This window comes from Cupriavidus sp. KB_39, from assembly GCF_052114485.1.
Lineage (GTDB): Bacteria > Pseudomonadota > Gammaproteobacteria > Burkholderiales > Burkholderiaceae > Cupriavidus.
The window spans coordinates 70,037-82,270 of the sequence record NZ_JBFREV010000012.1 but is presented as its reverse complement, the minus strand read 5'-3'; the positions used below and the strand labels follow the sequence as shown (position 1 = coordinate 82,270).

The 12,234-nt window shown below is 69.0% G+C and carries 7 protein-coding genes; 5 read left to right on the top strand and 2 right to left on the bottom strand.

The window, feature by feature from the left end; genetic code table 11:
- The first annotated feature begins 167 nt into the window (after positions 1-167).
- Positions 168-1,403, top strand: coding sequence for a GNAT family N-acetyltransferase (locus tag AB4Z27_RS11850; RefSeq protein ID WP_441591872.1), 1,236 nt, complete (start codon positions 168-170; stop codon positions 1,401-1,403).
- A gap of 55 nt (positions 1,404-1,458) precedes the next feature.
- On the opposite strand, the gene ppa is transcribed toward AB4Z27_RS11850, so the two are convergent.
- Positions 1,459-1,986 carry an inorganic diphosphatase gene (ppa, locus tag AB4Z27_RS11845; RefSeq protein WP_092298318.1) on the bottom strand — a complete coding sequence of 176 codons (528 nt, stop codon included), beginning with the start codon at positions 1,984-1,986 and terminating at the stop codon, positions 1,459-1,461.
- Between the two features lie 188 nt (positions 1,987-2,174).
- On the opposite strand from ppa, the gene AB4Z27_RS11840 reads away from it, so the two are divergent.
- The 4 genes from AB4Z27_RS11840 (at position 2,175) to AB4Z27_RS11825 (ending at position 6,058) form a co-directional block, all read left to right on the top strand.
- Positions 2,175-3,611 carry an aldehyde dehydrogenase family protein gene (locus AB4Z27_RS11840; protein ID WP_092298315.1) on the top strand — a complete coding sequence of 479 codons (1,437 nt, stop codon included), beginning with the start codon at positions 2,175-2,177 and terminating at the stop codon, positions 3,609-3,611.
- Positions 3,604-3,846, top strand: coding sequence for a hypothetical protein (locus tag AB4Z27_RS11835; protein WP_092298312.1), 243 nt, complete (start codon positions 3,604-3,606; stop codon positions 3,844-3,846). The genes AB4Z27_RS11840 and AB4Z27_RS11835 overlap by 8 nt, the downstream gene beginning before the upstream one ends.
- Before the next feature lie 68 nt (positions 3,847-3,914).
- Complete coding sequence (locus AB4Z27_RS11830) at positions 3,915-4,688, top strand: SDR family oxidoreductase (RefSeq protein ID WP_441644524.1); 774 nt, start codon at positions 3,915-3,917, stop codon at positions 4,686-4,688.
- A 59-nt stretch (positions 4,689-4,747) separates the two neighbouring features.
- Positions 4,748-6,058, top strand: coding sequence for an MFS transporter (locus tag AB4Z27_RS11825; protein WP_092298306.1), 1,311 nt, complete (start codon positions 4,748-4,750; stop codon positions 6,056-6,058).
- A gap of 152 nt (positions 6,059-6,210) precedes the next feature.
- Here the strand turns inward: AB4Z27_RS11825 and AB4Z27_RS11820 are convergent, their stop codons facing one another.
- Positions 6,211-12,222, bottom strand: a complete 6,012-nt coding sequence (locus AB4Z27_RS11820; RefSeq protein ID WP_441644523.1) for an Hpt domain-containing protein — start codon at positions 12,220-12,222, stop codon at positions 6,211-6,213.
- Positions 12,223-12,234 lie beyond the last annotated feature (12 nt).

The window sequence follows — 12,234 nt, the reverse complement described above, 5'->3', positions numbered from 1 at the left end:
AATCGGCGTGATGCCTGTCATTCTACGATGCGCACCGCGCAACCGTCGTGCACGCCACCTGGCGGCCCATGGCTGCGCCGCCGCACGTCTTCCGGTAGACTCGTCCGGCACCTGACGGACGTCAGACGGATCAAATAATCTTCAATTCTTGAGTGGGATCGGGCGGAATGCAGTCGGAATCGTGTCAGCCGGTGAGTGCACAGCCGGACACCCCGGTGGCYAACTACCGGACGGAGATCGTCCTGGACCTGGCCGAGGTGCCAGCCGCCGACTGGGACGCCCTCGTGGCCGCCCAGCCCGACGCCACGCCCTTCCTGCGCCACGCCTTCCTGCACGCGATGCACACCAGCGGCAGCGCCACCGACGACACCGGCTGGTCGCCGCGCTTCCTGACGCTCTGGGTACAAGACGGGGTGCAAGCCGGCCACGGCACGGGCCGCGACCGGCTGGCCGCTGCGATGCCGCTCTACGCGAAATCGCATTCCTACGGCGAGTATGTGTTCGACTGGGCCTGGGCCGACGCCTATCGCCAGCACGACGTGCCCTACTACCCCAAATGGCTGTCCGCCATTCCGTTCACGCCGGTGCGCGGCGCCCGGCTGCTGGCCGAGGACGACATCGCCCGCCGCCTGCTGCTGCGCTTTGCGCTGGCGTTGGCCGAGGAATCGGGCATGTCCTCGCTGCACGTGCTGTTTCCGTCCGACCATGAGGCCGATTTGATGGACGAAGCCGGCATGATGATGCGGCATGGCGTGCAGTTCCACTGGACCAACCCCGGCTACGCCGACTTTGACGCCTTTTTGGCCACGCTTTCGCAGAAGAAGCGCAAGAATATCCGCGCGGAGCGCCGGCGCGTGGCGGAGGCAGGCATCACCTTCCGGCAGCTGCGCGGGGCGGAGATCGACGATGAGGCGTGGAAGTTCTTCAACCGCTGCTATCGCCAGACCTACCGCGAGCACCATTCGTCGCCCTACCTGAATCTGGACTTTTTCCGGCGCATCGGCGAGACCATGCCCGAGAACCTTCTGCTGGTGATAGCCACCCGGGAAGGCCGCGACATCGCCAGTTCGCTGGTCGTGTTCGATGCCGATCCACGCGTCAGCACGCTCTATGGCCGCTACTGGGGCGCGCTGGAGCACCACCCGTGCCTCCACTTCGAGACTGCGTACTACCAGCCGCTCGAATTCTGCATCGCCGAGGGCCTGCGCACCTTCGAAGGCGGCGCGCAGGGCGAGCACAAGATGGCGCGCGGCTTCCTGCCGGTGGCCACGCGGTCCGCGCACTGGCTGGCGCACCCGTCCTTCGCCGATGCAGTGGAGCGCTTCCTGGCCCGCGAGCGCCAGGGCATCGACGCCTATCTCGACGAGTTGAACGATCACAGCCCCTTTGCCCGGGGCGAATAAAAAAACCCGCCAACTGGCGGGTTTTTTATCGATCATCGATCTGGTGCGAACCAGCTTACTTCTTGAAGTTCGCCACGCCGTCGGTGATTTCCTTGTGGGCTTCTTCGATGCCGGCCCAGCCGTCCACCTTGACCCACTTGCCGGCCTCAAGTGCCTTGTAGTGCTCAAAGAAGTGCTTGATCTGGTCGAGCGTGTTTTGCGGCACGTCGGACAGGCCCTTCATGAAGGCGGTAGCCGGGCTCAGCTTGTCCACGGGCACGGCCACCAGCTTGGCGTCCACGCCGGACTCGTCGGTCATCTTCAGCATGCCGAGCGCACGGCAGCGCACCACCGCGCCGGCCAGGATCGGGAACGGCGTCAGCACCAGCACGTCCACCGGGTCGCCGTCACCGGACAGCGTTTTCGGAATGAAGCCGTAGTTGGCCGGGTAGCGCATGCCCGTGCCGATGAAACGGTCGACGAACAGCAGGCCGGTTTCCTTGTCGGCCTCGTACTTCACCGGATCGCTCTGAGCCGAAATCTCGATGATGACGTTGAAATCGTTGGGAAGGTCCTTGCCCGGGGAGACGAGGTTGAAGCTCATGCGAGTTCTCCGAATGCCAGTGTTGTGGGATGGCGGGCATTATAGCGGTTCGCTCCTGACCCCACGCTGACAAGCACTGCAGCCGYGCCGCGCCCGAAGTACCAAGTGCCTTGCGCGGCGCGCACGGTGCGCGATAATGCGGCATTCCCGATTCAGCAGTCGCTCCATACCCGAGCACGGAGATAAGCATGCACGCCCAGCACTTCGTCGCCAACCGCCTGATCGCCCCCGATTCCGGCCTGCGCATCAAGGTTTTCGATCCCTCCAACGGCGAGCCGTTCGCCGAGATTGCCCGTGGCAACAGCACGGACATCAGCGTGGCCGTGCTGGCCGCCCGCCAGGCCGCCGAGGGCGCCTGGGGTGCCATGGCACCTGCAGAGCGTGTCCGCCTGTTGAACCGCGTGGCCGTCAAGCTGATGGACCACGAGGACGAACTGGCCGCGCTGGAGGCCCGCGACACCGGCAAGCCGCTGCGCCAGGCCCGCGCGGACGCCCGGGCCGTGGCCCGCTATTTCGAGTTCTACGCCGGCGCGGCGGACAAGCTGCACGGCCAGACCATCCCCTACCAGCCCGGCTACACGGTGCTGACCGTGCGCGAGCCGCACGGCGTGACGGGCCACATCATCCCCTGGAACTACCCGCTCCAGATCTTCGGCCGCAGCGTCGGCGCGGCCCTGGCCACCGGCAACGCCTGCGTGGTCAAGCCTGCGGAGGATGCCTGCCTGTCCCTGCTGCGCGTGGCCGAACTGGCTGCCGAGGCCGGCCTGCCGGAAGGCGCGCTCAATATCGTCACTGGCTATGGCCACGAGGCCGGCGCCGCGCTGGCCCGCCATCCGGGCATCAACCATATCTCCTTCACGGGCTCGCCCGAGACCGGCAAGATCGTCGCCCAGCTGGCGGCCGAAAACCATGTGCCGGTGACGCTGGAACTGGGCGGCAAGTCCCCGCAGATCGTGTTTGCCGATGCCGACCTGGACGTGCTGCTGCCCGTCATCGTCAACGGCATCGTCCAGAACGCCGGCCAGACCTGCTCGGCCGGCAGCCGGCTGCTGGTGGAGCGCTCTGTCTACGAGACCCTGCTGGACCGGCTCTCGGGCGTGTTCGAGTCGCTGCGCGTGGGGCCGTCCCAACTCGACCTCGAATGCGGCCCGCTGATCAGCCGCAAGCAGCAGCAACGCGTCTGGGACTTCGTTTCCGATGCCCAGCACGCCGGTATTGCGGTGATGGCGCAGGGCCAGATCGTCGGCGAGGCCCCGGAGTCTGGCTACTACCAGGTGCCGATGCTGTTCCGCGACGTGCCGCCCACGCACCGGCTGGCCCAGGAGGAAGTCTTCGGCCCGCTGCTGGCGGCGATGCCCTTCGATAGCGAGGAAGAAGCGCTGCGCCTCGCCAACGGCACCGCCTACGGGCTGGTGGCCGGCCTGTGGACGCGCGACGGCGCCCGCCAGCTGCGGCTGGCCCGCAAGCTGCGCGCCGGCCAGGTCTTCATCAACAACTACGGCGCCGGCGGCGGCGTGGAGCTGCCGTTCGGCGGCACCGGCCAGTCGGGCTACGGCCGCGAGAAGGGCTTCGAGGCCCTGTACGGATTCACCACTCTGAAAACCATCGCCATTCAACATGGGTAACATCAATTTTCTGTCGATCGCGTTCGCCATCTTCTTTTTCTGGATGGCCTGGCATGTCCGGAACAAGCGTGCCACCAACCCGTCCGGCATGCCCCGCCTGCAGGTGTTCAAGCGCAAATGGGGCGACACCGTGGGCGACCGCGTCCACTGGTGCCTCTACGTGGCCCTGCCCTTCCTGCTGGCCGTGATGATGGTGGCCAACGCCCTGCGCGGACGRGGGCCGTTCTCGCACTAGTTAACTAGCAGCATGYCCGCCAGCGGCGCCAAGACCGCGACGGGCCTATCGATATAGGAGACAGCAACATGGCAAGACTGGCTGGCAAGGTGGCCGTGGTCACGGGCGGTGGCTCGGGYTTCGGCGAAGGCATCGCCCATACGTTCGCGCGCGAAGGCGCCGCCGTGATGGTGGCTGACCTCAACCTGGAGGCGGCCGAGCGCGTCGCCGCCGCGATCCGCGAACAGCATGGCGCGACAGGTGGCAACGCCCGCGCAGTCCGCGCCGACGTRGCCCAGGGCGACGACGTGGCCGCCATGCGCGACGCCACGCTGGCCGCCTTCGGCGACGTGAACATCGTGGTCAACAACGCCGGCACCACCCATCGCAACAAGCCGATCCTGGAAATCACCGAAGACGAGTTCGACCGCGTCTACGCGGTCAACGTCAAGAGCATCTACTGGTCGGCCCGGCACTTCATCCCCCACTTCCGCCAGCGCGGCGGCGGCAACTTCGTCAACGTGGCTTCCACCGCCGGCATCCGGCCCCGCCCAGGGCTGGTCTGGTACAACGGCAGCAAGGGCGCCGTCATCACGGCCAGCAAGGCCATGGCGGCCGAACTCGGCCCGGACAACATCCGCGTGAACTGCGTCAACCCGGTGATCGGAGCCACCGGCCTGCTCGAACAGTTCATGGGCCTGCCGGACACCCCCGAGAACCGCGCCAAATTCCTCGCCACGATCCCCATGGGGCGCATGTCCACCCCGCAGGACGTGGCCAATGCCTGCCTCTACCTCGCCTCGGACGAGGCGGCGTTCATCACCGGCACCTGTATCGAAGTGGACGGCGGGCGCTGCGTGTAGCGCCCGCCCCCTTCACAACCCGCGGCAACGTCTTATAAGAACCCAATGAGGAGACATTCATGACAACGACCGCAGTGAACCCCGGCGTGCGCGACGCCGGTTTCGAAGACGCCACCTACCGCAAGGTGAGCTGGCGCCTCGTGCCCTTCCTGTTGCTGTGCTACGTGGTGGCCTACCTGGACCGCGTGAACGTGGGCTTCGCCAAGCTCCAGATGCTCAACGACCTCAAGTTCAGCGAGACCATCTACGGGCTGGGTGCCGGCATCTTCTTCATCGGCTACTTCCTGTTCGAGGTCCCCAGCAACGTGATCCTGCATCGCGTGGGCGCGCGCATCTGGATCGCCCGGATCATGATCACCTGGGGCTTGATCTCGGCGTCGATGATGTTCGTGACCACGCCGACGATGTTCTACGTGCTGCGTTTCCTGCTTGGCGTGGCCGAAGCGGGATTCTTCCCCGGCATCATCCTGTACCTGACCTACTGGTACCCGGCGGAGCGGCGCGGGCGCACCACCACGTTCTTCATGACGGCTATCGCGCTCTCGGGCGTGATCGGCGGGCCGCTGTCCGGCTGGGTCATGCAGGCGTTCGATGGCCACAACGGCTGGTCCGGCTGGCAGTGGATGTTCCTGCTCGAAGGCATTCCGTCGATCCTGGTCGGCCTGTGGGTGCTCGCCTACCTCGATGACCGCATCCGCCACGCCAAGTGGCTGACCGAGGACGAGAAGGCGCTGCTCGAGCGCAATATCGCCAACGAGGAGCAGCACAAGGAAGACCCGCCGATCCGCAAGGTGCTGTCCAGCCCGCGCGTCTGGCTGATGAGCGCGATCTACTTCTGCTTCGTGATGGGCCTCTACGGCGTGAGTTTCTGGCTGCCGACGATCATCAAGCAGACCGGCGTGAAGGGCGCGCTGGACATCGGCCTGCTGACGGCGATTCCCTACGGCTGCGCGGTGATCGGCATGATCCTGGTGGCGTATAGCGCCGACAAGCGGGGCGAGCGGCGCTGGCATATCGCGCTGCCGGCGCTGGCCGGGGCGGTGGGGCTGGTGCTGTCGGTGCAGTGGCATGGCGACACCACGCTGGCCATGGTGGCGCTGACGCTGGCCACCATCGGCATCCTGACCACGCTGCCGCTGTTCTGGAGCCTGCCCACGGCCTTCCTGGCCGGCACGGGCGCGGCGGCTGGTATCGCCCTGATCAACTCGCTTGGCAACCTGGCCGGCTTTATCAGCCCCTACGCGGTGGGCTGGCTCAAGGACCTGACCCAGAGCACCGACTCGGGCATGTATCTGCTGGCGATCTGCCTGGTGGCGGGCGCGGCGCTGACGCTGTCGGTGCCGGCGACGATGGTGAATCGCAAGGCTTGACGCTATTGGCTTCGGCCAACGCCGTCCCTCTCCCCCGCCCCTCTCCCGGAGGGAGAGGGGAGAACACCGGGAGCATCTGAAACGCCAACTGTTGTCTCCCCTCTCCCGCTTGCGGGAGAGGGGTCGGGGGAGCGGGCCGGCGCGTCAAGCCCTCAGGCGTCGCCCAGCATCTGAGCCACCGAGCCGGCAGCGTTGCCGGCCTTCTCGCCGATCAGCTGGCGCAGCGTACGCAGCAGTTCATCCTCATTGAACGGCTTGCCCAGATAGACGTTCACGCCGATCTCGGCCGCGTAGCGGCGGTGCTTCTCGGCCGTACGTGACGTAATCATCACCACCGGCATGTGCGTGGTGCGGCTATCGGCGCGGACGTTGCGCGTGAGGTCGAAGCCGTCCATGTTCGGCATCTCGATATCCACGAGCATCGCGTCCGGCATCACCTCCTGCAACTGCCGCAGCGCATCCACGCCATCGCGCGCCAGCACCACCTGGTAGCCCGCGCGCGTCAGCAGCCGCTGGCTGGCCTTGCGCACCGTGAGCGAATCGTCGACCACCATCACGGTAGGCAGCGTCATCAGGCCCGAGACCGGCCGGGCATCCCCTGCCCCGACGAACTCGGCCACCGCGCCGGTGTTGTCGGTCGATGCCAGAAGCGCCGTYGGCGTCACCTCGCCGCGCTCGCGCACGAACCGCTGCGCCAGCACCACCGGGTTGTAGATCAGCACGATCTCGCCGTCGCCGAGCGTGGTGGCGCCGGCAATGCCTTCCAGACGCGCGAGGTGGGGGCCGATGTGCTTCACCACCACTTCGCGGTTGCCGATCACCTCGTCCACCTGCACCGCCACGCGGTCCGCGCCCGAGCGCACCACCACCACGGGCGARTACTTCCGGCCCGAGGCRATCGCCGCGCTCTCTTCGAGCAGCGTGCCGAAATAGTAGAACGGCGCTTCCACACCGGCGCCCGGACCCGTCGTCGCGCCGAAGCGGCCGGCGTTGTAGGCCTCCAGCAGCGGCTTTTCGCGCARCTGGTGGACCTGGTCGATCATGCCGCTCGGCATCGCATACAGGCGGCCGCCCAGCGAGACCAGCAGCACCTGCGTGATGGCCGTGGTCAGCGGCAGGTGCACCGTGAAGCTGGTGCCCCGACCCGCCTCGGTGGAGAGCGTGATCCGGCCGCCCAGCGCCACGGTTTCGGCCCGGACTACGTCCATGCCCACGCCGCGCCCGGCCAGCTCGGACACCTCGTCCGCCGTCGAGAAGCCCGGCGTGAAAATCATCTCGGTCAGGCGCGCGTCGCTGGCGTCTTCCTCGTGCGTCAGCAACTGGCGGCTGATGGCCCGCTCGCGGATACGCCCGAGGTCCAGCCCGCCACCGTCGTCGAAGAAGGTCAGCACCACCTCGTTGCCTTCCTGCTGCACTTCCAGCGTCAGCGCGCCCGTGGTGGACTTGCCCACTGCGCGGCGTGCGTCCGCCGGCTCGATGCCGTGCACCACGGCATTGCGGATCAAGTGCTCGATCGGGCCAGCCATGCGGTCCAGCACCGAGCGGTCGATCTCCACCGTGCCGCCCTTGATCAGCAGGCGCACTTCCTTGCCGGTTTCGGTGGCCGACTGGCGCGCCACGCGGTACAGGCGCTCGGCCAGTGCATCGAACTGCACCATGCGGGCCTGCATCAGCCCGCGTTGCAGGCCGCGCGTGAGCCGGGCCTGTGCGGCGAGGTCACCCGAGGCGCGGTCGAAGCCGCGCTGCAGGTTCTGCTCCACCGTGGCCACGTCGTTCACGGACTCGGCCATCATCCGCGTCAGTTCCTGGAACCGCGTGAAGCGGTCGAACTCGAGCGGATCGAAGTCCGGGCTCTGCTGCGTATCGGCAATCCGCGACGCCATCTGCGTCTCGGCCTGGATTTCGATCTCGCGCAACTGGGTGCGCAGACGCCCCACGTTGTCGTTCAGTTCGCCGAGGTAGGCGCGCAGCGCTTCCAGCTCGCTGTCCAGCCGGGCGCGCGTGGCGCCGACTTCGCCGGCGTCGTTGATCAGCGTGTCCAGCGCCCGGGCCTGCACGCGCACCAGCGCGCGCTGGCGGTCGGCCTCCGGGGCCTTGGTAGCAGTGGCCGGCAGTTGCGGAGCGGCCGTGGCCAGTGCGGTGCCCGGGGTGTCGATCGATGCCGTGATGGCAGCCGGCGCATTGGCCGAGGCAGCGGGCACTGCGTCCGGCTCGACCAGCCCGTTCACCACATCGGCATCGTCCACCGGCAGCAGGCGGCCGTTCTGGAGCRCGTCCACGTGCGCGAGGATCCGGTCGTACCAGGCGTAGAGCTTGCCGAACAGGTCCGGCGTCACGCGCTGGCCGCGCACGGAGGCTTCCAGCAGCGTTTCCATTTCATGCGCCGCCTGCCCCAGCGCCATCGCGCCGGCCATGCGGGCGCTGCCCTTGAGCGTGTGCAGCGCGCGCAGCACCAGCCCGCCCTGCTGCGTCTCCTCGGGCGTGGCTTCCCAGGTGCGCACCAGCTTGCCGAGTTCGGGCAGGCTGCCGTGCGCCTCCTCCAGGAAGATGTCGACCAGATCGGCGTCCAGCGACGAGGCGTCGAGCGATTCGTCCGACTGCGGCACCTCCGGCGACTGCGCGGAGACATGGGCGACAGCCACCTGCTCATGACGCGGCGCCGTCGGCATGGCGATGACCACGGCGTCGTGCRCCGGAGTGACCGGGCTGATGGRCGTTAGCGTCGGCGGGGCCACCGGCGGSAGCGAGGTGATCGGCGTCAGCTTGGCCGGCGCATCGGTCACGGCCGGCAGTGCCGGGGTCGGCGCGGCCGGTTCGGTAACGGGCGGCAGCGGCGACAGCGGCGTGGCCTGCAGGATCTGGGTATTGCCGAATAGCTGCGCGACCGAGCCTTCCTGGTCCGCCTGCGCCTGCTCGCCCGTCACSGTGGCGCGCGGGCGCATCAGCGCGCGTTCGCCGAAATCGTTCAGGTCACGGCACAGCGCCGGGTCGGCATCGGGCCAGACCCCGGCGGCGAACTGGTGCAGCATCGCGCGCAGCCGCTCCACGGCCTGCTCGAGCAGGCGGAAGTCGCCCGGATGCATCACCACGGGGTGGCGGCCCAGCAGCAACAGCAGTTGTTCGAGGGCCTCGGCGATGTCGCGCACCGGCTCCAGCCCCACCGTGGAGGCGCTGCCCTGCAGCGTATGCGCCACGCGCAGCGCCAGCTCGCTCGGGCACGGATGGTTCTCGTGCTTCCACTCGGACAGGTCGGTGGCGAACTGGCGCACCAGATCGTCGGCCTCCTGCAGGTAGACGTTGTAGAGCGCCAGCCCGATGCGCACCGGGCCAATCACCTTGTAGTGGTCGTCGTCGCTGGCCAGCCCGCCCGAGAGGCGGAACGGCAGCACATTGCTGTCCTCGGCCTCGGCCGCCGGCTGCTCAGGGGCGACCGGCTGCGCCGGGGCGGCCTGCCCGGGCGCGTTGGCCTGGGCGTGGGCCAGCAGGGCATCGAGCGAATCGATGGCATCTTCCGGCGCGGCGGCGGGCGCATCGGCAGACAGATCGGCCTGACCGGGCTCGCGCACGGCCTGAGCTTCCGCCACAAGCGCGGCGATGTCGCGCTGGGTGCCGGCGTCGGCCTGCAGGGCGACGGCCCATTCGCGCAGCAGATCGTGCGCGTGGTGCAGCAGCGCCAGCAGCGCGGGCATCGGCTCGCGTGCCTCGGCAATCCACAGGTTCATCACCTGTTCGATAGCCCACGCGGCCTCGCCGTAGCGGTTCAGGCCGACCATGCGGCTGGAACCCTTGAGCGTGTGGAAGGCGCGGCGTGTGCGGCTCAGCACGTCGGCGTCGCGCAGCGCGTCGAGCCCGCCGGGCAAGTCGGCGGCGATGTTGCCGAGCACTTCCTCGGCTTCGGACAGGAAGATCTCGAGCAGTTCGGCGTCGACCCCGGCGGCGTCGCTGGGCATCGGGGCGGACGGCGCGGCGGACGAGGCCAGCCCGGCGGCGGGCATCGGGTCGGCCAGCGCCACGATCATGCGTTCGGCGGCGGAGTCGCTGCCGGCCAGCCACGCGTGCAGCTGCGTGGTGGCGTCGGTGACCTGGCGGCGCAGCGCGGCATCGTCGTCGATGGCGGCCTGGTCGCTCACAGCCTGCAAGGCGGCGCGCAGGCGCTGGATCTCGGGCGAATCGGCGCCGGCGGCTACGCGGATGGCGTCCATCGCAGCGTGGCGCGCGGCGGCCAGCGCGGTGGCGGGCACCTCGTCGTTCCGGCGCGGCGCGAGGGCGCCGTCGTCGGTGGCATCGGCCTGACGGCGGCCGAATTCGAGGATGTCGGCAAAGGCATGCACCGCGCCGAGTTCGGCGGCAATCTCGGACAACTGGGCCACGCGGGCCGGCTGGGTGTCGATGCCACGCAGCACGTCCAGCCGCGCCAGCACGGCGCGCGTGGCGGCCAGTGCGGCGGTGGCGGCTTCGTCGATGCCTTCCGGCATCGCGGCGCTACCGATCAAACGCTCCAGCGTGGCCAGCAGCCCGCCAAACGCCTGCGCGGCATCGCCGAGCGTGTTGACGGCATCGGGCTTGGCCGCGTTGCGGTCGAAGGTATCGAGCCAGGACTCGCCGCTGTCGAGCTGGGCGCGCAGCCGGGTCACGGCCTCGGCGCGCAGCGCCTGGGCGTTGGCGGTCTCGACCATCGTGGCGAGCCAGTCAGGCGCGGTGGCGGCGGGGTCGGCCAGGCAGGCGGCGAGCTGGTCGCAGCGGGCGGCGAATTCGGCGGCGGACGCATGGCCGGACTGCCCATGCACGCGCCACGGCATGGCCAGCGCGCGCGCGAGGAACAGCGCCACGCCGGTTGGCCCCAGGGCGGCGCCAGTCTCGCCGGGCACGTTGCGCTGCCCGGCATGGGCAGCGRAATGGGCAACAGCGGCGCTCAGGCAGTGCTGGAGCGCGGGCTGGGCCAGCGGCTGCGCGGCCTCGGCCAGCGAAGCCAGCGCGAGTTCCCATCCGGCCTGATCGTCGGCAGCCGCGCGCTCGATCGCGGCGGCGGCGTTCTGGAGGTTGCGCGTGTCGATCGGATCGAGCCAGCCGTAGTAGCGCCGGCGATAGTCGGCACGCGCCACGGCGTGGGCCGGATCGACGCGGAAAGCCTGCAGGCCGCGCGCGATGTCGGCGCGCAGCACCTGCACGGCGGCCTGTACCGCCGGCGGCGTGGTGTCCTCAGGGCCATCGGGCGTCAGGCCGGTGCTGACCAGCAGGAACACGGCATCGTTGAGCAGCGCCTGCGGCACGCGCACCTGCCCTTGCAGGTACTGGCGCAGCAGCAGGTGGGCGCGCGCGGCGAAGCGCTTGGCGAGCAGGTCGGACGGCAGCAGCCCGTGCGCCAGCGCGCGGAACACCATCGACAGCGTCAGCCAGATGCCCCGGTCCGGGGTATCGGTGGTGCGGCGCGCGTTCTGTTCGTGGTTCCGAACATCGTCCAGCGCCGTTTGCAGCGGCAGGTAGGCTTCGCGCAGCAGCGCGCCGTCCGTGCAGGGCGTGGGCAGGCGCAGCGCCTTGAGCAGCGCGGCCTCGAAGCGCTGGCGCGCGCGCGTGACCGRCGACGTGGAGCGCGTGGGCAGCACGATGCCGGGCAGCATCTGCAATTCCTCCAGCCACAGGTCGGCCGGATGGACGCGCTCCTCCTTCATCAGGACAAGGGCGTCGGCGTAGGGCTGGAACAGGCGCAGCGGATCCTCGGGATCGCCGGCCATCAGGTCATCGACATACTCGGCCAGGGCCTGCACGCCGCGCCGGAACACGCCGAGCGTCTCCGGGCTGGCGGCGACGGTACCGGCGTCGATGGCTTCCAGCAGGCGGCGCATGGCCTGGCAGTGCGCATCCACGCCACGCAGGCCGACGATGTGTACCGCCCCGGCAGCCTGGTGCAGCTGCTGGCCGGCCAGGCGCAGCGACGTGGTGTCGCGCGCGCCCAGCGCCTCGGGGGCCTGCTGGATCTCGTCCACATAGTGGCCAAGCTCGGCGGCGGCATCGTCCAGCGCGGTACGCAGGCTCGGCGCGAGCCAGGCCAGCACCGACAGGTCGCGCTGCGGCACGGCGGCCGGCGTGGCSGCCTCGCCCTGCACCGGCGGTTGCGGCGCGGCCGGGTCAGCCACGTCGCTCGATACGGAGAAATTCAATGACATGACACAATCCGT

Coding starts and splice junctions, on each gene's coding strand:
- ppa (WP_092298318.1), bottom strand. CDS start 1,986: ATGAGCTTCAACCTCGTCTCCCCGGGCAAGGACCTTCCCAACGATTTC.
- AB4Z27_RS11840 (WP_092298315.1), top strand. CDS start 2,175: ATGCACGCCCAGCACTTCGTCGCCAACCGCCTGATCGCCCCCGATTCC.
- AB4Z27_RS11825 (WP_092298306.1), top strand. CDS start 4,748: ATGACAACGACCGCAGTGAACCCCGGCGTGCGCGACGCCGGTTTCGAA.